21 protein-coding genes are annotated in these 20,153 nt (G+C 63.0%); 6 read left to right on the forward strand and 15 right to left on the reverse strand.

Translation table 11 applies throughout. The annotated features are described in order from the left end of the window. Positions 1 to 40: 40 nt before the first annotated feature. The 3 genes from ahpC to ACYU8T_RS07855 form a co-directional block, all read right to left on the reverse strand. Positions 41 to 604: an alkyl hydroperoxide reductase subunit C gene (gene ahpC, locus ACYU8T_RS07845; protein WP_461159026.1), complete on the reverse strand. Its 564-nt coding sequence runs from the start codon at positions 602 to 604 to the stop codon at positions 41 to 43. Positions 605 to 721: 117 nt separating this feature from the next. Further along, positions 722 to 1,384 (reverse strand): transcriptional regulator BetI, encoded by a 663-nt coding sequence (betI, locus tag ACYU8T_RS07850; RefSeq protein WP_461159777.1) that lies wholly within the window; start codon positions 1,382 to 1,384, stop codon positions 722 to 724. A 133-nt stretch (positions 1,385 to 1,517) separates the two neighbouring features. Continuing rightward, a complete protein-coding gene (locus ACYU8T_RS07855; protein ID WP_097092058.1) occupies positions 1,518 to 1,862 on the reverse strand; it encodes an ArsR/SmtB family transcription factor in 345 nt (114 codons plus the stop codon). 287 nt (positions 1,863 to 2,149) lie between these two features. Here ACYU8T_RS07855 and ACYU8T_RS07860 point away from each other — a divergent pair, with 287 nt between their 5' ends. Both ACYU8T_RS07860 and folP read left to right on the forward strand, forming a co-directional pair. Next, positions 2,150 to 3,289 (forward strand): site-specific DNA-methyltransferase, encoded by a 1,140-nt coding sequence (locus tag ACYU8T_RS07860; protein WP_281494301.1) that lies wholly within the window; start codon positions 2,150 to 2,152, stop codon positions 3,287 to 3,289. A gap of 102 nt (positions 3,290 to 3,391) precedes the next feature. Further along, on the forward strand, positions 3,392 to 4,516 hold the full coding sequence (gene folP / locus ACYU8T_RS07865; protein WP_461159027.1) for a dihydropteroate synthase: 1,125 nt from the start codon (positions 3,392 to 3,394) through the stop codon (positions 4,514 to 4,516). A 289-nt stretch (positions 4,517 to 4,805) separates the two neighbouring features. On the opposite strand, the gene ACYU8T_RS07870 is transcribed toward folP, so the two are convergent. The 5 genes from ACYU8T_RS07870 to glmM form a co-directional block, all read right to left on the reverse strand. Further along, positions 4,806 to 5,468, reverse strand: coding sequence for a L,D-transpeptidase family protein (locus tag ACYU8T_RS07870; protein ID WP_461159778.1), 663 nt, complete (start codon positions 5,466 to 5,468; stop codon positions 4,806 to 4,808). A 628-nt stretch (positions 5,469 to 6,096) separates the two neighbouring features. Continuing rightward, positions 6,097 to 6,696: a ribonuclease HII gene (locus ACYU8T_RS07875; protein ID WP_097092061.1), complete on the reverse strand. Its 600-nt coding sequence runs from the start codon at positions 6,694 to 6,696 to the stop codon at positions 6,097 to 6,099. Continuing rightward, positions 6,689 to 7,450: a bifunctional hydroxymethylpyrimidine kinase/phosphomethylpyrimidine kinase gene (gene thiD / locus ACYU8T_RS07880; protein WP_461159028.1), complete on the reverse strand. Its 762-nt coding sequence runs from the start codon at positions 7,448 to 7,450 to the stop codon at positions 6,689 to 6,691. Before thiD ends, ACYU8T_RS07875 begins: the two co-directional genes overlap by 8 nt. Next, entirely contained in the window at positions 7,447 to 7,671 is a 225-nt protein-coding gene (locus tag ACYU8T_RS07885) for a DUF1272 domain-containing protein (RefSeq protein WP_461159029.1), read from the reverse strand. The genes thiD and ACYU8T_RS07885 overlap by 4 nt, the downstream gene beginning before the upstream one ends. Then, positions 7,671 to 9,011, reverse strand: coding sequence for a phosphoglucosamine mutase (gene glmM / locus ACYU8T_RS07890; protein ID WP_247230670.1), 1,341 nt, complete (start codon positions 9,009 to 9,011; stop codon positions 7,671 to 7,673). Before glmM ends, ACYU8T_RS07885 begins: the two co-directional genes overlap by 1 nt. A gap of 87 nt (positions 9,012 to 9,098) precedes the next feature. Here glmM and ACYU8T_RS07895 point away from each other — a divergent pair, with 87 nt between their 5' ends. Further along, on the forward strand, positions 9,099 to 10,496 hold the full coding sequence (locus ACYU8T_RS07895; protein ID WP_461159030.1) for an alanine/glycine:cation symporter family protein: 1,398 nt from the start codon (positions 9,099 to 9,101) through the stop codon (positions 10,494 to 10,496). A gap of 51 nt (positions 10,497 to 10,547) precedes the next feature. On the opposite strand, the gene ACYU8T_RS07900 is transcribed toward ACYU8T_RS07895, so the two are convergent. From ACYU8T_RS07900 to ACYU8T_RS07920, 5 genes are all read right to left on the reverse strand, one after another. Beyond that, positions 10,548 to 10,730, reverse strand: a complete 183-nt coding sequence (locus ACYU8T_RS07900; protein ID WP_461159031.1) for a CsbD family protein — start codon at positions 10,728 to 10,730, stop codon at positions 10,548 to 10,550. Positions 10,731 to 10,867: 137 nt separating this feature from the next. Next, the gene (gene rpsI / locus ACYU8T_RS07905) at positions 10,868 to 11,410 is read right to left on the reverse strand and encodes a 30S ribosomal protein S9 (RefSeq protein WP_097092067.1); all 543 of its coding nucleotides are present in this window, start codon (positions 11,408 to 11,410) and stop codon (positions 10,868 to 10,870) included. After that, positions 11,410 to 11,889 (reverse strand): 50S ribosomal protein L13, encoded by a 480-nt coding sequence (gene rplM, locus ACYU8T_RS07910; protein WP_097092068.1) that lies wholly within the window; start codon positions 11,887 to 11,889, stop codon positions 11,410 to 11,412. The genes rpsI and rplM overlap by 1 nt, the downstream gene beginning before the upstream one ends. 130 nt (positions 11,890 to 12,019) lie before the next feature. Beyond that, positions 12,020 to 12,340 (reverse strand): divalent-cation tolerance protein CutA, encoded by a 321-nt coding sequence (gene cutA, locus ACYU8T_RS07915; RefSeq protein WP_201514688.1) that lies wholly within the window; start codon positions 12,338 to 12,340, stop codon positions 12,020 to 12,022. Then, positions 12,337 to 13,380, reverse strand: coding sequence for a COX15/CtaA family protein (locus tag ACYU8T_RS07920; protein ID WP_461159032.1), 1,044 nt, complete (start codon positions 13,378 to 13,380; stop codon positions 12,337 to 12,339). The genes cutA and ACYU8T_RS07920 overlap by 4 nt, the downstream gene beginning before the upstream one ends. 140 nt (positions 13,381 to 13,520) lie before the next feature. Between ACYU8T_RS07920 and ACYU8T_RS07925 the strand changes: the two genes are divergently transcribed. Next, positions 13,521 to 15,557: a hybrid sensor histidine kinase/response regulator gene (locus ACYU8T_RS07925; protein ID WP_461159033.1), complete on the forward strand. Its 2,037-nt coding sequence runs from the start codon at positions 13,521 to 13,523 to the stop codon at positions 15,555 to 15,557. Positions 15,558 to 15,757: 200 nt separating this feature from the next. Here the strand turns inward: ACYU8T_RS07925 and ACYU8T_RS07930 are convergent, their stop codons facing one another. Continuing rightward, entirely contained in the window at positions 15,758 to 16,387 is a 630-nt protein-coding gene (locus ACYU8T_RS07930) for a 2-dehydro-3-deoxy-6-phosphogalactonate aldolase (protein WP_461159034.1), read from the reverse strand. Beyond that, a complete protein-coding gene (locus ACYU8T_RS07935) occupies positions 16,384 to 17,286 on the reverse strand; it encodes a 2-dehydro-3-deoxygalactonokinase (protein ID WP_461159035.1) in 903 nt (300 codons plus the stop codon). Before ACYU8T_RS07935 ends, ACYU8T_RS07930 begins: the two co-directional genes overlap by 4 nt. 100 nt (positions 17,287 to 17,386) lie before the next feature. Here ACYU8T_RS07935 and ACYU8T_RS07940 point away from each other — a divergent pair, with 100 nt between their 5' ends. Both ACYU8T_RS07940 and ACYU8T_RS07945 read left to right on the forward strand, forming a co-directional pair. After that, positions 17,387 to 19,189 (forward strand): IlvD/Edd family dehydratase, encoded by a 1,803-nt coding sequence (locus ACYU8T_RS07940; RefSeq protein ID WP_461159036.1) that lies wholly within the window; start codon positions 17,387 to 17,389, stop codon positions 19,187 to 19,189. Between the two features lie 16 nt (positions 19,190 to 19,205). After that, complete coding sequence (locus ACYU8T_RS07945) at positions 19,206 to 20,135, forward strand: Gfo/Idh/MocA family protein (protein WP_461159037.1); 930 nt, start codon at positions 19,206 to 19,208, stop codon at positions 20,133 to 20,135. The last annotated feature ends 18 nt before the right edge of the window (positions 20,136 to 20,153 follow it).

Genomic DNA, 20,153 nt, shown 5'->3' on the forward strand with positions numbered 1-20,153 from the left:
GGGAGTTGCTCGACCCGACCCGGCGAAGGGCAGGTGTTGCTTAGATCTTGCCGACGAGGTCGAGCGAGGGAGCCAGGGTTTCTTCACCCTCTTCCCACTTGGCCGGGCACACTTCGCCGGGGTGAGCGGCGACATATTGCGCAGCCTTGACCTTGCGGAGCAGTTCGGTCGCGTTGCGGCCGACGCCTTCCGAAGTGATTTCCATGAACTGGATCACGCCTTCGGGATCGACCAGGAAGGTCGCGCGGTCAGCCAGGCCCACGCCCGGACGCATCACGTCGAAATTGTTGGTGATCGTGCCCGACTGATCGCCCAGCATATAATAGTTGATCTTGCCGATCGCGGGCGAGGTGTCGTGCCAAGCCTTGTGGCTGAAGTGCGTGTCGGTCGAAACCGAATAGACTTCAACGTTCAGTGACTGCAGCGTCGGGTAGATGCCGGCCAGGTCTTCCAGTTCGGTCGGACACACGAAGGTGAAGTCGGCGGGATAGAAGAAGAAGATCGCCCACTTGCCCTTCACGTCCTCGTCGGTGACGTCGACGAACTTGCCTTCCTTGAACGCGGTGGCCTTGAACGGCTTGATGCTGGTGTTGATGAGAGCCATGGGCTTTCCAGTTCCTTCTTAGGGTTGCTGTTGCCCGGCCTATGTAGGGAGGGAGCAGGGTCGGGGGAAATTGCTTTTATTCACACCTGTCATTGAGAAAAGCGATCAACGGACCGATTATTGATCGACCGGCTCATCCCTTGGTTTCTGGAGCACATAGGTCATGGCTTCCTTGGCCATCTCCAGCGCCTCTTCGATCGTGAAGGTCGAGGAGTCGAGGCACAGCTCCAACCACAAGCCGTCCAGCATGGCGGTCAAGCCAATCGCAGCGATCCGCGCCGCCGGACGCGGGATCTGCGGCGCGGCTTCCCGCAGCAGCACCTCCAACCGTTCGCGCGATCCGCCATAGGTTTCCGCATGCGTCGCGGCGATCTCCGGACTGGTCTTCACCAGGCTCCAAAAGGAAATCCAGGTCGCCAGCAAATTGGGATCCAGCACAGGCGGCTGCAAATTCGCCCTGATATAAGCCCATAGCCGATCAAGCGGATCAGGCCCCGCTTCGGCAACGGCCTGCTCCAGCGCCGCCGCCACCTTCTCCCCAACATCGCGATAGGTGGCGAGGATCAGCGCGTCGACCCCATCGAAATAATGGGTAAGCAATCCCGCAGAGACCCCCGCCCGCGCGCAAATGGCCCGAACGGATGTCGCCGCCACCCCCTTCTCGGCAAGACATTGCGCCGTCGCTTCGATCAGCGCCTGGCGCCTGACATCGGGTGACTCTCTGACAAAGCGCGCCCGCCCCTGTCTCCCGTCAAGGCGGCCTGCAATCTTCTGCTCCACGTCTTTTTTCCCGTCACCATGCCGCACCCCTTCAGGGCGGCCCACCCCGCCCCCTTCCCGCAACATGGATCACCGCGCTTTCGATCATCATTTAGGCCCGCAATGCAAGGGGAAAAGATCGGCGAAAACCGCGTCAGGCCGGTTCGTTCAATTCTTCCAACGCGGTAAAGCGCTGCGACCAGAGCGCGCCGTAAATCGCCATCCACTGCACCACCGGCGCCAGCCCCTTCACGCGGGCTGCATAATAGGTCTCCCGGCCTGCCCGGCGAGCCGTGACGAGTCGAGCGCGCTTCAACTTCCCCAGATGCCGCGACACCATCGGCTGCGACACGTCCGACACCGCCGTCAGGGCGTGCACGCTCTGCTCCCCTTCCTTCACAAGATATTCGAGCAGGGCGCGCCGCGTCCCATCGGACAGCGCCTTGAAAAGTTCGTCACATGCCGCCGAGCGGTCGCCGCCTGAAAGAGGATCATTCATTGCGAAGTCATAACCAAATGATTATAAGAAGATCAAGCGAAGACCCTTTTTGAAGGGTCGAAGCGACGTTAACCAAAAAAAGTTGGCGGGGTCCAGCAGCTGAGTCTTTTGAGTCACACCACCTGATATTGAGTCCCCTGGCGACATCCGGACTCAACATGTCGTGTCTACCTCTTTCGTTCTCCTGCTGTTAACTTTTGTCTGAGGCTCAGCGGCTAACCCGTTGATCTTGACGCCGGACTCCCGACGACTCAACGCTGGTCCTCGAAACGAATGGGGGTCACATAATGGGTGTCATGGAACGCGTCGCGCCGCGGCGTAAAAGGGCGGTTGCGCCGGTTGAAAGAGAGGCCGTCGCCATCCCGGCGAACAGCCTCCTGCGCGGCGACTGCATCGCCGAAATGGCGAAGCTTCCCGACGCCTGCATCGACATGATCTTCGCCGATCCACCCTATAATCTCCAGCTCGGCGGCGACCTCTTCCGTCCCGAAGGCGGCCGGGTCGATGCCGTCGACAATGACTGGGACAAATTCGATACGCTCAGCAGCTATGACCGCTTTACCAAGGCATGGCTGGCGCAGGCCCGCCGCATCCTGAAGCCCAACGGCACCATCTGGGTCATCGGCAGCTACCACAACATCTTCCGCGTCGGCACGGCCCTTCAGGACGAAGGCTTCTGGATCCTCAACGACATCATCTGGCGCAAGTCCAACCCCATGCCCAATTTCAAGGGCACCCGCTTCACCAACGCCCATGAAACGCTGATCTGGGCCAGCCAGGGCGAAGACGCCAAATATACCTTCAACTACAAGGCGATGAAGACGCTCAATGACGAGCTTCAGATGCGCTCCGACTGGGTGCTGCCGATCTGCGGCGGGCAGGAACGGCTGAAGCGCAACGGGACGAAGGCGCACCCGACGCAAAAGCCCGAATCCCTGCTCTACCGCGTGCTGCTGGCGTGCACGAAGCCCGGCGATGTCGTGCTCGATCCCTTTTTCGGCACCGGCACCACCGGTGCAGTCGCTAAGCGGCTTGGCCGCCAGTGGATCGGCATCGAACGCGAAGACAGCTATATCGAAGTCGCGATGGAGCGCATCGAAGCCGCCCTGCCGCTGGATGAATCCGCCCTCACCATCATGCAAAGCGCGAAGAGCCAGCCCAAGGTCGCCTTCGGCACGCTTGTCGAAACCGGCTACCTCCAGCCCGGCTCGATCCTGACCGACGCCAAACGCCGCTGGCAGGCCACCGTGCGCGCCGATGGCTCGCTTTGCATCGGCACGGATACGGGATCGATCCACAAGATCGGCGCAACCCTGCAAAATGCGCCCAGCTGCAATGGCTGGACTTTCTGGCACCATGAAGTCGACGGCGCCCTCAAGCCCATCGACACGCTGCGCCAGACTTATCTGCTCGCAAACGAGCCCTGACGCCCTCACCTGCATTTCCGTTCGGGCTGAGCCTGTCGAAGCCCCTTCTTTTTCTTTAACAAGGAAAAGCTTTCGACAGGCGCAGCGTGAACGAGACCAGCAATGATCCTATCCACCCTCCCCCACGACGCTCGGCTTTACCTGAAGCCCACATGGTTCGTCCCCTCCCCCATCGGCCTGCCCGATGGGTCAGCGGCACGCATGGCCAACGGCCTGATCTGGTTCCAGGCCTATGAGCTGACCGCACTACAGGGCGCGCACCGCCTGGCGCGGATCACGATCCCGGTGGCGCAGTTCGACGAAACCATCGCCTCGCTTCCCGCCCCGCTCGCGGAACGCGCCCAGCGTTTCGCAGCCAATATCTCGGCGCAGCGCCATCCGCTTTCGCTGGGCGATCGCACCATCCGCTTCGATGCGCCGCAAGTCATGGCCATCCTCAACGTGACCCCCGACAGCTTCTCCGATGGCGGGAAGCATATGGGCGACCCCCAAGCAGCAGCGGACGCTGGTTTTGCCATGGCGGCGGCCGGCGCAGCCCTTATCGACATCGGCGGCGAATCCACGCGCCCAAAAGCTCCCAAAGTGTGGGAGGGCGACGAAATCGCCCGCGTCGTGCCGGTCATCGAAAGGCTCGCCGCCGCGGGCGTCCCGGTATCGATCGACACGCGCAAGGCGGCCGTCATGGAAGCGGCGCTCGCGGCAGGCGCAAAGGTCATCAACGATGTCAGCGCCCTTGCCCATGATTCCCGCGCGCTGGAAGTCGCGGCGCGCGCGTCCTGCCCCGTCATCCTGATGCATGCGCCGTCCTCCGGCGATGACCCGCATGACAATCCGGGCGGCTATGGCGATGTCGTCGCCGATGTGTTCGACATGCTCGAAAGCCGCATCGAAAGCTGCGTCAGTGCAGGCATTGCGCGCGACCGGATCATGGTCGATCCAGGCCTTGGCTTCGGCAAGTCGCTGGCCGACAATCTGGCGCTGGTCAATGGCCTTGCCACTTTCCAGGGTCTCGGCGTGCCATTGCTCTTTGCCGGAAGCCGCAAGCGCTTGATCGGCGCCCTCTCCAACGAAGCCCCCGCCGCCGACCGCCTCGGCGGCTCCATCGCCCTCGCCTTTCGCGCTGCCCAATCGGGCGCGCAAATGGTCCGCGTCCATGATGTGAAGGAAAGCGTCCAGGCCCTGCACCTGTGGCGCGGCCTGGCCGACGCAGGGCTCAGCGCGGTTTAGAGCATGTTCATGTTTGAGTGATCGTCACCCCGGACTTGATCCGGGGTCCCGCTTCTTATCTGACGCTACCGAGGCAGCGGGACCCCGGGTCGAGCCCAGCGTGACGGAAAATCAGCCTTAATGCCGATGCTTCCGTGTAAGACGATCACCTTCTAAGGATCGCAAGCACTCTTAACCCGGTCGCCCTGAGCCTCAGGCCAACAACCCACACCCGTTCGGGCTGAGCTTGTCGAATCCCTCATCTGTTCAAAACGAAGACGTCAGACCTCTGGAAAAACAGGCACCAACCCTACCACCGCCGCAACCTCGGCCGGAACACACTGGGATCAACCGCCAGCACAGGCACATCCCGCGATGCCAACTCAACCTTGGCCTGCTCCACCACCGGCGGCTTGGCACCCGGCGTGAATGTCACCACCGCCGTCCCCGGATCATCCATCACCAGTTGATCCAGCATCAAGGCCGGTCCCAACGCATCCGCATTGACCCGAACCAAAGTGCCAAGCTGCGTCATCCCGAACAATGTCCGTGCAAAGGCGGTAGGTAGCCTGATGCAGCCATGGCTCGCCGGATAGCCGGGATTATGCCCCGCATGCAGCGCCACGCCATCCCAGGTAAGCCTTTGCATGAACGGCATGGGTGCGTTGCTGTAGAGGTTGGACCGATGCCATTCCCGCTTCTGCAGGATCGTGAACTCGCCGGTCGGCGTCCGGTGCCCCGGCGTGCCCGTGGATACGCTCGCCATCCCCACCAGCCGGTCGCCATTATAGACATGCACCATCTGCCGCTGAAGGCTGATGATCAGGTAGAGCGGCCCGTCGAACGGCCCCTCCTCCAGCCAACGATAACCGCCCGGCTGCATGACCTGTCCTTCCGAGGCTGCGACCTCAGCGGCCGCTTGGCTCATCGATGACACAGGCGTTATGGCGGCAAGCGCCAGCAGGAACGGCATCACGCGCATAAAGTCTTTCTTAACTATTGTGCACGGATTCGCCAGCCGGAAGCGGCTTGCGGCTCACTATTCTTAATCCCGCCATGGCACAGAGTAAGAAGCCTTTGTCGCATCCAGAGGCACGCGGCGAACTCCGCTCAGCGTGCTGATCCGCTGAGAAGTGACGGAGGGCTAGAGCTTGCCCCTTTCTCGATACGTAGCCGCCAAGCTGGAACGCGTCCCGAAACTAGCCCGGTGGCTCCATCATCTCTCCCCTCCCGCAGGCGGGAGGGGCCGGGGGTGGGCAGGGAGCAACGTCCGACGAACGTGCAACCGCCGAACAAGCCGCCCCCCCTCATCAAAGCCGCCGCGTGGCGTGCTGCTGCAAAGGCACGCGAACACCCTCAGACCTGTGGACTGTTCAAACCTGAAAACTGATCTCGCAAGGATTGAGCCCATCAGTCCGGAAATCAGTTACCGAAGTCTCTCACCTTGCTCGAATATGATGCGGATCAAGCAAAAGCGGCTCAGCTCAAACTCAATTGGCCCTGGCATGGTCCAATCACACTGGATCGGGTTACGCTCCATTTATGTCGAGTTTTCCGCCTGCCAGCAGATGACGCCATCTGCTGCGAAACCGCTCCAGTTTCTACAACAGCACCAACTGCGCGACCGGAGCAAAGCTGCGTCGGTGCAGCGGCGTGGGGCCATGTTCCCTGAGCGCCGCCAGATGCATCGGGCTGCCATAGCCCTTGTTGCTTTCCCAGCCATAATGGGGGTGCACCGCCGCCGCCTCTATCATCATGCGGTCGCGCGCCTCCTTGGCCAATATCGACGCGGCGGCGATCGACAGGCATTTGGCGTCGCCCTCGACCACGGCGGTCGAGGCCCACCGCCATTTGGGGCAGCGATTGCCGTCCACCAGCACATGTGCGCAATCTTTGCTGAGCGCCTCGACCGCTCGCGTCATCGCCAGCATCGTCGCCCAAAGGATGTTGATCTCGTCAATCTCCTCGACTGACGCCACCCCGATCCCCCAACACAGCGCCCGCGCCTTGATCTCGCCCTCCAGCACTGCGCGGCGGGCGGCGGTCAGTTGCTTGCTGTCATTCAGGCCATCCGGGCAATCCTCCTGCCGCAGGATGACGGCAGCAGCCACCACCGGCCCCGCCAGCGGCCCCCTGCCCGCTTCGTCCACTCCAGCGACCAGCCCGGGATGATGCAATCGCTCATGCGCGAAATCAGGCATGTTGATGAAACCCGAACGGCGCGCCCATCGGCCCGTGCCCCTGCCCCAGACCCGGCGCCAACACCAGCGCTTCCCGAACATATTTCCTAGCAAATTCAATAGCTTCTACTAATCCCTCACCCTGACCCAACCGCGTAGCCACAGCACTGGCCAGGGTACACCCCGTCCCATGCGTGTGAATCGTTTCAATTCGCGCATTCCTCCACGACTTTACCAACCCTCCCGGCCCGATCAGCCGGTCCGTCAGCATCGCCCCTTCACCATGCCCACCCTTCGCCAGCACATGCGTATCGAAGCGGATCGCAATCTGTTCACCGCCGAGCGCCTCCAACTCCGGTATATTCGGGGTCACCAAAGTCGCCAACGCCATCAGCCGCTCGAATGCCGCGACCGTCGCCTGATCCGCCAGCACCGATCCGCTCGTCGCGACCATCACCGGATCGAATATGATCGGCACATCAGTCAACTGCGCGAGCCGATCAGCGACCGCCTCCGCAGTCGTAGCGGACCCAATCATCCCGATCTTGACAGCATCAACACCGATATCGCTGATGACGCTGTCCATCTGCTTGACCACCATATCCGCTGGCACCGCATGCACGGCCTGCACACCGATCGTATTCTGGGCCGTAATGGCAGTGATCGCGGTCATTGCATGACCGCCCAGCAGCGTAGCAGTGCGGATGTCAGCCTGAATGCCAGCCCCTCCGCCGCTGTCCGAACCCGCGACGATCAAAATGCGCGCGGGTTTCATCCCTTGTAGTGACGCCGGGTAGAGGCTGGATGGCGGACGAGCGCATCGCCTGTCCGCGTTGGGCGATCCATCAACTCCCCACCGCAATTGGGGCAATGGTCGTCCAGCGCCTCTGCGCAGCCAGCGCAATAGGTGCATTCGAAAGAACAGATGAACGCCCCAGGGTCTGCCGCTGGCAAGTCCATGCCACATCGTTCGCAATCAGGACGCATGTCGAGCATCAGGCCGCGACCCTGGCGACAGCGTCGCAGATCCGCTCGACGACGTCCTTGACCTGATCCTCCCGATCCCCTTCCGCCATCACGCGGATCACCGGCTCAGTCCCGGACGGGCGAATGACCAATCTGCCACAGCCGTTGAGTTCGCCCTCTGCCTGCGCGATGACCCGCTTGACCTCTTCATGCTCCAGCGGCTTGCCCCCGGAAAAGCGGACATTCTTGAGAAGTTGTGGCACGGGATCAAACCGATGCAAGACCTCGCTGGCAGGCTTGCCCGAGCGAACGAGCGCCGCGAGCACCTGCAGCGCCGCTACGGTGCCATCGCCAGTGGTCGCGTAATCGGACAGGATCATGTGCCCGGACTGCTCTCCGCCAACATTGAAGCCGCCCTCTCGCATGCGCTCCAGAACATAGCGATCGCCGACCTTGGTACGCTCCAGGCTGATCCCGTGTCCGGCAAGATGCCGTTCCAGGCCAAGGTTGGACATCACCGTCGCTACCAAGCCACCCCCGCGCAGCGATCCGTCACGTGCGAAATTGGTAGCGATCAGCGCCATGATCTGGTCACCGTCGACAATCTGGCCTTTCTCATCCACGACGATCAGCCGATCCGCGTCTCCGTCGAGGGCAATGCCGATGTCGGCCCCCGAAGACACGACCGTTTCCTGACACAAAAGTGGAGAGGTCGATCCACAGCCATCGTTGATATTGATGCCGTTCGGCGTCACGCCGATCGCGATCACCTCGGCTCCCAGTTCCCAGAAGGCCGATGGCGCGACCTGGTAAGCTGCACCGTTCGCGCAATCGACGACGATCTTGAGGCCGTCCAAGCGAAGATCAGCAGGAAAGCTGGACTTCACCGCGTGGATATAGCGGCCTCTTGCGTCCTCAACCCGGCGCGCACGGCCGATTTCGGAGGGCGCTGCTAGCGGGATATCCTGCTCCAGCATCGCCTCTATCTTCAGCTCATCTTCGTCGGACAGCTTGTAGCCGTCAGGCCCGAACAGCTTGATGCCGTTATCAGCATAGGGATTGTGACTGGCCGAAATCATGACGCCCAGATCAGCACGCATCGAATGGGCAAGCAGCGCAACTGCAGGCGTAGGGATTGGGCCGAACTGGACAACATCCATGCCCACCGCCGTGAAACCAGCCACCAGAGCATTTTCAACCATATAGCCGGATAGGCGCGTGTCCTTGCCGATCACGACCCGATGCCGGTGGCTGCCGCGCTGGAAATGCTTCCCTGCGGCCATGCCGACTTTCATCGCGAGTTCGGCGGTCATCGGCCATTGGTTCGTCCGCCCCCTGATCCCGTCCGTGCCGAAATAACGCCTGCTCATAATTCCCGTCCTGCCACGAGGCTAACCTATGACCCCCATAGCAATCTTTGTTCGACTTTCCACCGCCGACCCTTCATTCCCTAGCAGGTGGACGGCTTCAATGCAGCAGTAGACGCGCTCTCCAGCGCGGTCTTCTTCAAGGTTCCCTTGCTGGGCACCGAGATCGAATTGATCGTCCTCTACCTTGCCGCGCCGATGTTGTTCTTCACCATCTGGCTCGGGTTTCCCAATGTTCGGGCGGTTGGACGTGCAGTGCGCATCTTGCGGACACAGCCAGACGCGGATCAAGCCAAAGGTGATGTCAGCCAGTGGGGAGCCCTGACCACCGCCCTTGCCGGTACGATCGGCCTTGGCAACATCGCGGGTGTTGCAGTTGCGCTCACAATGGGCGGACCGGGCGCGATTTTCTGGATGTTCGTGATCGGCTGGTTCGCCATGACCGTGAAGTTGGCCGAGGTGACGCTTGGCCTGAAATACCGGACCTTCGATCAGCGTGGTCATGTCCATGGTGGACCCATGTATGTGCTGAGAGCCATCGGCGCTGCGCGTGGCTGGCCGCGGCTGGGGCTGGTACTGGGTGGGCTTTACGCCTTCTTCGCGCTGTTCGGGGCGATCCCGATGGTGCAAGTGAACCAGAGCTTTGCGCAGGTCAAGGTGGTGACCGGTCTGTCGAACGGCTGGGCCTATGGCGTGCTGTTGGCAGCCGCCGTCGCTTTGGTCACCCTAGGGGGTGCCGCATGGCTGGGTGAGGTTGCGAAGCGTCTTACCCCGCTCAAGGTCGCCGTCTACCTGGCAGGCGTCGCCGCCGTCCTTATCATCCATGCTACAGCAATCCCGGCTGCCCTGGCACAAATATGGCATGGCGCCTGGACCGGCAGTGCAGCTACCGGGGGCGCCGTTGGCGCCTTCGTCTCGGGCATGAGGCGTGCCGTTTTCGCCAGCGAGGCAGGCGTCGGCTCGGCTGTGATGGCGCATAGCCTGGCGCGGGTACGCCATCCTGTATCGGAGGGGCTGGTCGCGCTGCTTGAGCCGCTGCTCGGCACGATGATCGTTTGTTCCGTTGGCGGGTTGGCGCTCGTCGTTGCAGGTACGTGGACATCCGGGCTCGAAGGCGTGGCCATCACTTCGGCCGCGTTCGCGCAGGTGTCGCCCTGGTTTCCGTGGCTGCTGGCAGTGGTCGTCGTTCTGTTCGCCTACTCAACGCTCGTCGCCTGGGGATTTTATGGGCTTCAGGCCTGGGGATATCTTTTTGGCCATGGTCCAAAGGCGCAGTGGAGTTATAAAATCCTCTATATCCTGGCGCTGCCGCCTGCCGCGGCGATCGACCTGGGACGAGTGGTGGATATTGTCGACAGCAGCTTCTTCCTAATGGCTATTCCTAACGTCATCGCACTCTATCTGTGCGCTGGAGAACTGCGGCGGGACGTACGCGCCTATCTACGCTCGTCCAATGATGCCTCAGCCACTACAGAGCCGACCTATTAAGAAAAAGGCCCCGCGTCGTGCGAGACCTTTCTCCTGATGCGATGATGGCTATCAGATCTTGTCGCCAAGCGCGCCCTTCACAGAGCCCTTGACGTCCTGAGCAGTGCCCTTTGCCTTCTGCGCTTTTCCTTCTGCGGCGAGATCGGCGTTATTTTGATGTTGGCCTACCGCTTCCTTGACGGCGCCTGCAGCCTTGTTGCCTGCGGCCTTCAGCTTGTCAGTCGTTTCACCCATATTGTCCTCCTGTCGTGATCTACGGCAGGTCAACAACCTGGATTAGCGAAAGGTTGCCACTGATACGCGTCCGCAACGGACTGCCATAGAAAAGGGGCCGGAAAACCGGCCCCTTCCAAAATGCTTGCAGCTGACGCTTAGCGCTTCGAGAACTGGAAGCTCCGGCGGGCCTTGGCCTTACCATACTTCTTACGCTCAACGGTGCGGCTGTCGCGGGTGAGGAAGCCCTCAGCCTTGACCGCGCTGCGCAGTGCCGGTTCGTACTTGGACAACGCCTGGGCAATGCCATGCTTCACGGCGCCAGCCTGACCCGACAGACCGCCGCCCTTGACGGTGGCGATCACGTCATACTGACCTTCACGCTCGGTCACGCCGAAGGGCTGGTTGATGACGAGACGCAGGGTCGGGCGAGCGAAATAGACTTCCTGATCGCGGCCGTTGACCGTGATCTTGCCGGTGCCGGGCTTCACCCAGACGCGGGCGACGGCATCCTTGCGGCGGCCGGTGGCATAGGCGCGGCCGAGGCTGTCGATTTCCTGCGCACGCAGGGGAGCCGAAGGCTGAACCGGCGCGATAGGCGCGTCGGCAGCGGTGGTCTCACCAGCAGCAGCGGGAGCAGCGGCGGGCGCATTGGCGGTCAGCGACGCGAGGTCGGACAGGGACTGGCGGTTATCGGACATTATGCACCCACCTTGTTCTTGCGGTTGCGCGACGCGAAATCGAGCACTTCGGGGTTCTGCGCTTCGTGCGGATGTTCAGCACCGGCGAAGATGCGCAGGTTGCGCATCTGCTGACGGCCAAGCGGACCACGGGGGATCATGCGCTCAACGGCCTTTTCCAGGACGCGCTCGGGGAAGCGGCCTTCCAGGATCTTGGCAGGCGTGGTTTCCTTGATGCCGCCGGCGTAACCGGTGTGCTTGTAGTACACCTTGTCGGTCAGCTTGCGGCCGGTGAACTTCACCTTGCCTGCGTTGATGATGATGACATTGTCACCACAATCGACGTGGGGCGTGAAGCTGGTCTTGTGCTTGCCGCGAAGGATGTTCGCGACGGTCGAGGCGAGGCGGCCGACGACGAGACCTTCTGCGTCGATCAGGATCCACTTCTTTTCGACCGTTGCCGGGGTTGCCGGCTTGGTGGTCTTCATCAGCGCCTTCATGGTGCCAATCTCCAGAATGAAATAGTGAACTGAAAGCGTTCTGGGCTTTCAGAAGATGGGGGCTAATGACGTTGAGGGGTTCAGAAGTCAAGAGATTCGGCGGGTTTCCTGACGGGTAAAATAATACCCGTCACTTCGCGATCTGCTCTGCGACCCATTTTGCGTAGGCCAGATCAGCCGATTCCACCGGCAAAGCGAGGATTGCGGGCACTTCATAGTCGTGAAGTTCGGCAATGCGCGCCATAAGGGCGTCGCGGCGGGAGGGCGTGGTCTTGAAGAGGACCGGCACCTCGGCGCTGCTTTCCATGACCCCGTTCCATTCATAGAGTGAGGTCGCGGCGCCTAGCATATTGGCGCAGGCGGCCAGCCTTTCCGCGATCAGCTGGCGCGCCACGCGATCAGCCGCCTCCGCCGAGCCGAAGAGCGTGTAGACAAGCGCGACGCCGCTCATGCCCGACGTTCCCCAACGGCGTGCGCGCCCCAAGCGGCGGCAGCGACGACGAGGGCGCCGACGGCTTGATGCAGCACGGCCAGCGACAGAGCGATGCCGCTGATAACGGTGGCGATGCCGAGCACGATCTGCGCGCCGACCGCAGCGTTGATCGCGATCGAGGCGCCGCGCCACCCTGCCCCCTTCGCCTTGCGGGCAAGGAGGATCAGCATGGCGGCGGCAACCCAGGCCCACCAGCGGTGGATGAAATGGACGAGATAAGGATCACTGGACAAGGTGGCCCAGAGCGATCCCAGCCAGGAAATCCCCTCCGGCACGAAATGGTCGTTCATGAGCGGCCAGGTGTTGGAGACATAGCCAGCGTCGAGCCCGGCGGTGAAGGCGCCGAACATCAGCTGGACCAGCAGCACCAGCAGGACGACTAGGGCAAAGGGACGCAGCGCGGCTGGACGGGCAGCCGGGTTCCGCGCAAGGGCAAGCAGATCAAGTGCGGTCCAGACGAGGCCGCCGATGATGAAGAGCGCGGTCAGCAGATGGACGGCGAGCCGGTAATGGCTGACATCGGTGCGCACCGACAGGCCGGACGTGACCATCCACCAGCCGATCGCACCCTGAAGCCCGCCAAGCGCCAGCAGCGCGACCAGCCGCCACCCATAGCCGGACGGGATCGCGCGCCGCCAGGCGAACCAGATCAGCGGAAGGGCGAAGGCGACGCCGATCAACCGCCCAAGCAGCCGGTGCACCCATTCCCAGAAGAAGATGAACTGGAAGTCGGAGAGGGTCATGCCCTGCCGCAGCTGCTGATATTCGGGAATTTGCTGATAGAGCCGAAACGCGTCCTCCCACTGCGCATGGGTAAGCGGCGGAATCGCGCCGGTGATCGGCTTCCATTCCGTAATCGACAGGCCCGATTCGGTGAGGCGCGTGATGCCGCCGACCACCACCATGCAGAAAACCAGCGCCGCGACGGCAAGCAGCCAGCGAGCGATCGAGAGCGGACGGGATGCAGCCGTAGCCGGGCCAAGGGCAAGTTCGGTCATGGCGCCGATCCATGCGCCGATGCCCCTATTGTTGCAAGAGGGCGACCATGGGACAAAAGGTCGCAACGATCCGTAACGAGCGGATACAAATCATCGGACAGGCGTATCCCGCCTATGCACTTCTTAACAGAGGATAATCGATGATTGCGCCGGCGGACAGTATCGCCGGAATGATCGCCACGCAGGGTCCCCTGGGGGATTTGACGGCGCACATCGGCGACGGGTCGCCGCTGGGCCCGGTTGAGCGATGGTCGCCCGCGCTGATCTCAACGGTTCGGCTGATGCTGTCATCCAAGGCGGAAATCGTGCTGTTCTGGGGGCCGGAACTCTGCGCGCTCTATAATGAAGCCTATGCACCGACGATCGGCGACAAGCATCCAGCCGCGCTTGGCCGCCCGGCGCGGGAGAATTGGGCTGAACTGTGGGACGATCTGGAGCCGCTGCTGCTGTCCGTGGTCCAGAAGGGCGAGACGGTGCATGCCAAGGACCGCCCCTTTTACATCGAACGGGACGGTGGACGGGGCGAGCAGGTCTATTTCGACATCAGCTATTCCCCCGTGTTCGAAGCGGACGGGTCGATCGGCGGAGCATTGTGCATCGTCAACGAGACGACGCAGCGGGTCAAAGCCAAACGGGAGATGGTGGCTGACCGCAACCGCCTGTGGACGCTGGCCCGCGATCCGTTCCTGATTGCCGACATGGACGGAAAATGGCTGTCGGCGAGTCCTGCATGGACGGACATATTGGGATGGAGCCAGGAGGAACTGATCGGCCGCACATCGGAATGGATGGAACATCCCGATGATGCCGCGCGCACCAGGGAGGAGGTTCAAACCCTGCAACAGGGGGTGTTGACGATCCGGTTCGAGAACAGGTTCCGGACCAAGGATGGCGATTATCGCAGTTTCAGCTGGACGGCGGTGCCCGACAATGGGCTGGTCTATTGCGTGGCGCGGGACGTCACGGAACAGCGCGCCCATGCCCGTGCCCTTGCTGAAACGGAAGCCGCGTTGCGGCAGGCGCAGAAGATGGAGACGCTGGGGCAGCTGACCGGCGGCGTTGCCCATGATTTCAACAATCTGTTGCAGGTCGTCACCGGCAACCTCGAACTGCTCCAGCGCGGCCTCAACGATAATGAGCGGATGCGCCGCGCGGCGGACAATGCGATGGCAGGTGCCGAGCGTGCGGCGATGCTGACGCAGCAGCTGCTCGCCTTTTCGCGCCGCCAGCCTTTGGCGCCCGAACGCGTCGATCCCAACCGGCTGGTGAGCCGCATGTCGGAACTGCTGAACCGCACCCTGGGCGAGAGGATCGAGGTGGAGACGATACAGGCCGCGCGCGCATGGCCGATCGAGGTCGACCTCAACCAGATGGAAAACGCCCTGCTGAACCTGGCGGTTAATGCCCGGGACGCGATGCCGGACGGCGGCAAGCTGACCATCGAAGTCGCCAACACGCATATCGATGACCGCTATGCGGCGGAGGAAGATGATGTGCAGCCCGGGCAATATGTGCTGATCTGCCTGTCCGACACGGGCGAAGGCATGGACGCCGAGACGCTGAGCCACGCGATCGAGCCCTTCTTCACCACCAAGGAGGTGGGACGCGGCACCGGGCTGGGGCTGTCCATGGTCTATGGCTTCATCAAGCAGTCAGGCGGGCATATCCGGGTTTATTCGGAGGTGGGTGAAGGGACGAGCGTCAAGATTTACCTGCCCCGCTATCATGGCCTGGTGCCCGCCAACGACCAGTTGGAGGAGGCCCCCCGCCCTGCCGTTAGCGGCGGCGACGAGACGGTGCTGGTGTGCGAGGATGACGAGAAGGTGCGCGCCTATGCCGTCGAGGTGCTGAACGAGCTGGGCTATCATGTAATCGAGGCGGGGAACGGACCGGCGGCGCTGGAAGCGCTGGAGCAGCCGGGCGAGCATATCGACCTGCTGTTCACCGATGTGGTTTTGCCCGGCGGGATGACGGGAGCGGACGTGGCGCGGGAGGCGGCGGCGCGCAGGCCCGACATCAAGATCCTGTTCGCGACCGGCTATGCGCGGAACGCCATTTTCCACCATGGGCGGTTGGACCCGGGGGTGGAATTGCTGACCAAGCCTTTTACCTATGCCGATCTGGCGGGGAAGGTGCGGGAGGTGTTGGACCGGCGGGTCGAGCAGCGGGTGGGATAGTGTTCGGGGTTTGGGGTTGATGCGCTTAGCTTGGCTTAGCCTGAATGGGATGGGAGGCCTTGCCTGCTCAACCTCTCGCCATTCATCCGGATCACTCTAAATCCGTTCGGGCTGAGCTTGTCGAAGCCCTTCCCTTCTAAAAGGAAGTAGCGCCCTTCGACAGGCTCAGGGCGAACGGATGATGGGTAGCGTGCCGCTCTTTAGCGGAGCGCGCGCCACGCTTCGACCAAGACTTTCGCCCGGTCCGCCACTGTCGCGGCAGTGTCGCCAGCGCGGTATAGGGCTCCACCGACGCCGATGCCTTCGCATCCTGCGCCGAGCCATTGGCCGATCGTGTCGGCGCCGGTGCCGCCCACTGCCCAAAGGCCGACATGGCGCGGCAGAACTTCCTTGACGGCCTTGATATAGGCGGGGCCGAGGCTGGCGGCGGGGAATAGTTTCAGGCGGCGGGCGCCTGCGCGGACGGCGGCGAAGCCTTCGCTGGGGGTCATGAAGCCGGGCAGCATGTCGAAGCCATATTGCGCGCCACGGGCGATGACGGCGGGGTCGGTATTGGGCGTCACCATGATGCGTCCACCGGTGCGGCGCAGATCGTCCACCGCTTCGACCGACAGCACGGTGCCACCGCCGATCAGCGCGGTTGTGCCGAATGCCTGCTGGAGCGCGGTGATGCTTTCGAAGGGTTCGGGCGAGTTCAATGGCACTTCGATGATGCGGATGCCCGCGTCGATGAGGGCCGTGCCGATCTCCACCGCTTCTTCGGGACGAAGGCCACGGAGGATGGCGCAGACGGGTGGAGCGCCTGCCGCAAGAAGGGAATCGAGGGTCATGCGGCATTCTCCGGAAGAGTGAGGCCAGCGAGGACGCAATCGTCGCCGCTCAAGGATCGGGAAGAGAGGCCTTGGGCCTCCAGTGCCTCTGCATAGCGGGCGCACAGGCGCTGATCGCCAATGAGGGTGATGCCGCTCACGTCTCCGAGCAGGGCGCGCACTTCGGCGATTTCGCAACCGATGAGAAGGCCGGAAAGATAGCCAGCGGCCCAATCTGGCGAGCGTCCGGCGCGCAGGCGCTTGGCGCGTGCGGCAAAGAGGTTGGTGAGGAGGCGGCCCTCCCCTGCCCGGCCGAGGCCTTCGGCAAAACCTTCCGCTTCCTGGGCGGCATCTGCGGGGGCGGCTTTGGGGCCGAGCGTGGACTGATCACGCAGCAGGGCGAAGAGCTCGCCAGTGGGTACGGTACGAAAGCTGACGATGCGGCCATCCTCCACCAGCGACCATTTATTGTGCGTGCCGGGCAGGACGATGAGGTGGCGGCCCTGCGCCAGATCGGGATTTCGGTGCATCGCGCCGAAAATCTGGGTTTCCTCGCCGCGCATGACGTCGGGAACGCCATCCTCGTCCGTGCAGGCAAGGCCCGCCAGGATCGACAGCGGCGCGCCCTGCCAGTCGAAACGCACGGCAGCGGTGCGCCAATCCTGCGCGGCGGCGGGGCAGTCGGCATAGGGCGCCTCCACCCAGCCGTCCCGCGCGCCCGCCATGCCGCACAGGCGGATGGTGCCGGGCGTGCCGTCTTCCAGCCAGGGGGCGATGGTTTGCGCGAAGGCCTGGGCGGCGTTCGTGCCCGCTTCGGCTATGCCCGGGCCTTCGCGGCGGGCGGCGACCTGCCCCTGCTCCATGCGGAAGAGGCGCAGGCGGCTGGTGCCCCAGTCGCCCACCACGTCATAGCTGCTCATGCGCACGTCATTTCCGTTCTTGTCTGCTTATTTGTATGAGTATATGGATCAGCCGATAGCGTCAATGCGTGGCGCGCCTCAGTGCTTTTTAGGATCTCTCATGGCCGTTTCGTCTCAGCCCGACCGGAAATTGCGCAGCCGCGCCTGGTTCGACAATCCGGACAATATCGACATGACGGCGCTCTATGTGGAGCGATATCTGAACTTCGGGTTGAGCCTGGAGGAGTTGCGGAGCGGCAAGCCGATCATCGGCATCGCGCAGACCGGCAGCGACCTGTCGCCCTGCAACCGCCACCATCTGGTGCTGGCCGAGCGCATTCGCGAGGGTATCCGCGAAATGGGCGGCATCGCGCTCGAATTTCCCGTCCACCCGATCCAGGAAACGGGCAAGCGGCCGACTGCGGGGCTGGATCGGAACCTTGCCTATCTGGGGCTGGTCGAGGCTTTGTACGGCTATCCGATCGATGGCGTGGTGCTGACGACGGGCTGCGACAAGACGACGCCTGCGCTGCTGATGGCGGCAGCGACGGTGAACATTCCGGCAATCGCCCTGTCGGTCGGGCCGATGCTCAATGGCTGGTACAAGGGGCAGCGGACGGGGTCGGGCACGATCGTCTGGCATGCACGGCAGCTGCTGGCGGCGGGGAAGATCGATGATGAGGGCTTCATCAAGCTGGTGGCCTCTTCAGCGCCCTCGACTGGCTATTGCAACACCATGGGCACGGCGACGACCATGAACAGCCTGGCCGAGGCGCTGGGGATGATGTTGCCGGGATCGGCCGCCATCCCCGCGCCCTATCGCGACCGGCAGGAGGCCGCGTGGCGCACCGGCAAGCGGATCGTGGAGATGGTGGCGGAGGATCTTAAGCCCTCCGACATATTGACGCTGGATGCCTTTCATAATGCGATCATGGTCAATTCGGCGATCGGGGGATCGACCAACGCGCCGATCCATCTGGCGGCGATCGCGCGCCATGTCGGCGTCGAATTGCCGCTGAAGGATTGGGAGACGGTGGGGCATCATGTGCCGCTGCTGGTGAACCTGCAGCCGGCGGGCGAATATCTGGGCGAGGATTATTATCGCGCGGGCGGCGTGCCTGCGGTGGTGGGGCAGCTGATCGCGCAAGGCCTGATCCGCGAGGGCGCGATGACGGTGAACGGTCGGACGATGGGCGAGAATTGCCGGGCGGTGGAGATCGAGGACGAAAATGTCATCCGCCCCTTCACCCAGCCGCTGAAGGAAGAAGCGGGCTTCCTGGTGCTGTCGGGCAATCTGTTCGACGCGGCGATCATGAAGACGAGCGTCATCAGCGAGGAATTCCGCCAGCGCTACCTCTCCAACCCTGCCGATCCGAACGCCTTCGAAGGACCGGCGGTCGTTTTCGACGGGCCGGAGGATTATCATGCGCGGATCGACGATCCGGCGGTCGGCATCACGCCCGACACGCTGATGTTCATGCGCGGCGCCGGGCCGATCGGCTATCCGGGCGCGGCGGAGGTGGTGAACATGCGCCCGCCTGCCTATCTGATCACCGAAGGCGTGTCCGCCCTGCCCTGCATCGGCGACGGGCGGCAGTCGGGCACGTCGGGAAGCCCATCTATCCTCAACGCCTCGCCAGAGGCGGCGGCGATGGGCGGGCTGGCGCTGCTGAAAACCGGGGACCGGGTGCGGATGGACCTGGAGGCGCGGACGGTGAACGTGCTGATCCCCGACGAGGAACTGGAGGCGCGGCGCGCGGCGCTGCGGGCGGAGGGTGGCTATGCCTATCCGGCGTCGCAGACCCCGTGGCAGGAAATCCAGCGCGCGCTAGTGGGACAGCTGGACAAGGGCGCGATCCTGGAGGGCGCTGAGAAGTTCCAGCGGATCGCGCAGACCCAGGGTCTGCCGCGCGACAATCATTAAAGAGCAGAGGAACGGCATGAACGGCATCATCAAGGCGGGGCTGGTCGGGCTGGGCAAGATCGCGCGCGACCAGCATTTGCCCGCGATCGAACAAACCGGCGGCATCGACCTGGTGGCGGTCGCCAGCCGCAATGCGCAGGCGGATGGCGTGAACAACTATCCCACGCTCGACGCGATGCTGGCGGGCGAACCCGACATGGATGCGGTGATCCTGTGCCAACCGCCGCAGGTGCGCTACGAGGCCGCGCGCGAGGCGATCCTGGCGGGCAAGCATGTCTTCCTGGAAAAGCCGCCCGGCGCGACGGTGACGCAAGTCGAGGCGCTCATCACCCTGGCGCGCGCGCAGGGCGTGACGATCTATGCAAGCTGGCACAGCCGCCATGCCGCCGCCGTGGCAGATGCCAAGGCATGGATGGCGAAACGCAAGATCACGCGCGTGTCGATCGAGTGGCGCGAAGATGTGCGGCATTGGCATCCCGGCCAGCCCTGGATTTGGGAAGCAGGTGGTTTTGGCGTGTTCGATCCGGGCATCAATGCGCTGTCGATCCTGACCGAGATCATGCCCGAGCCCGTAACTATGCTGTCCGCGAGCCTGGAAGTGCCCGCCAACAAGCAGGCGCCGATCGCCGCCAACCTGAAGATGGCGAGCGCGTCGGGCGCGCCCATCGAAGCAGCGTTCGACTGGCGGCAGACCGGCAAGCAGACATGGGACATTGCCGTCGAAACGCAGGATGGCAATCTGCTCCTGTCCGAAGGCGGGAACCAGCTGACCGTGGACGGCGAAGTCATGGTGCAGGCGCCAGAAGGCGAATATCCGGAGATGTACCGGCAGTTCGTCCAGCTGGTGAAGGATCGGGCAATCGATGCCGACACTATGCCGCTGCAACTGGTGGCTGACGCCTTCCTTTGCGGCAAGCATTGTCCTACGGCGGCATTCGAGGATTAAAAGGCGGGGGAGCAGAGC

Source organism: Sphingobium sp. TomMM35A, assembly GCF_054771735.1.

Bases quoted from the DNA above. Each gene is read 5' to 3' on its own strand.
- ahpC (WP_461159026.1), bottom strand. From the start codon at position 604: ATGGCTCTCATCAACACCAGCATCAAGCCGTTCAAGGCCACCGCGTTC.
- ACYU8T_RS07855 (WP_097092058.1), bottom strand. From the start codon at position 1,862: ATGAATGATCCTCTTTCAGGCGGCGACCGCTCGGCGGCATGTGACGAA.
- ACYU8T_RS07860 (WP_281494301.1), top strand. From the start codon at position 2,150: ATGGGTGTCATGGAACGCGTCGCGCCGCGGCGTAAAAGGGCGGTTGCG.
- folP (WP_461159027.1), top strand. From the start codon at position 3,392: ATGATCCTATCCACCCTCCCCCACGACGCTCGGCTTTACCTGAAGCCC.
- ACYU8T_RS07870 (WP_461159778.1), bottom strand. From the start codon at position 5,468: ATGCCGTTCCTGCTGGCGCTTGCCGCCATAACGCCTGTGTCATCGATG.
- ACYU8T_RS07875 (WP_097092061.1), bottom strand. From the start codon at position 6,696: ATGCCTGATTTCGCGCATGAGCGATTGCATCATCCCGGGCTGGTCGCT.
- thiD (WP_461159028.1), bottom strand. From the start codon at position 7,450: ATGAAACCCGCGCGCATTTTGATCGTCGCGGGTTCGGACAGCGGCGGA.
- ACYU8T_RS07885 (WP_461159029.1), bottom strand. From the start codon at position 7,671: ATGCTCGACATGCGTCCTGATTGCGAACGATGTGGCATGGACTTGCCA.
- glmM (WP_247230670.1), bottom strand. From the start codon at position 9,011: ATGAGCAGGCGTTATTTCGGCACGGACGGGATCAGGGGGCGGACGAAC.
- ACYU8T_RS07900 (WP_461159031.1), bottom strand. From the start codon at position 10,730: ATGGGTGAAACGACTGACAAGCTGAAGGCCGCAGGCAACAAGGCTGCA.
- rpsI (WP_097092067.1), bottom strand. From the start codon at position 11,410: ATGTCCGATAACCGCCAGTCCCTGTCCGACCTCGCGTCGCTGACCGCC.
- rplM (WP_097092068.1), bottom strand. From the start codon at position 11,889: ATGAAGGCGCTGATGAAGACCACCAAGCCGGCAACCCCGGCAACGGTC.
- cutA (WP_201514688.1), bottom strand. From the start codon at position 12,340: ATGAGCGGCGTCGCGCTTGTCTACACGCTCTTCGGCTCGGCGGAGGCG.
- ACYU8T_RS07920 (WP_461159032.1), bottom strand. From the start codon at position 13,380: ATGACCGAACTTGCCCTTGGCCCGGCTACGGCTGCATCCCGTCCGCTC.
- ACYU8T_RS07925 (WP_461159033.1), top strand. From the start codon at position 13,521: ATGATTGCGCCGGCGGACAGTATCGCCGGAATGATCGCCACGCAGGGT.
- ACYU8T_RS07930 (WP_461159034.1), bottom strand. From the start codon at position 16,387: ATGACCCTCGATTCCCTTCTTGCGGCAGGCGCTCCACCCGTCTGCGCC.
- ACYU8T_RS07935 (WP_461159035.1), bottom strand. From the start codon at position 17,286: ATGAGCAGCTATGACGTGGTGGGCGACTGGGGCACCAGCCGCCTGCGC.
- ACYU8T_RS07940 (WP_461159036.1), top strand. From the start codon at position 17,387: ATGGCCGTTTCGTCTCAGCCCGACCGGAAATTGCGCAGCCGCGCCTGG.
- ACYU8T_RS07945 (WP_461159037.1), top strand. From the start codon at position 19,206: ATGAACGGCATCATCAAGGCGGGGCTGGTCGGGCTGGGCAAGATCGCG.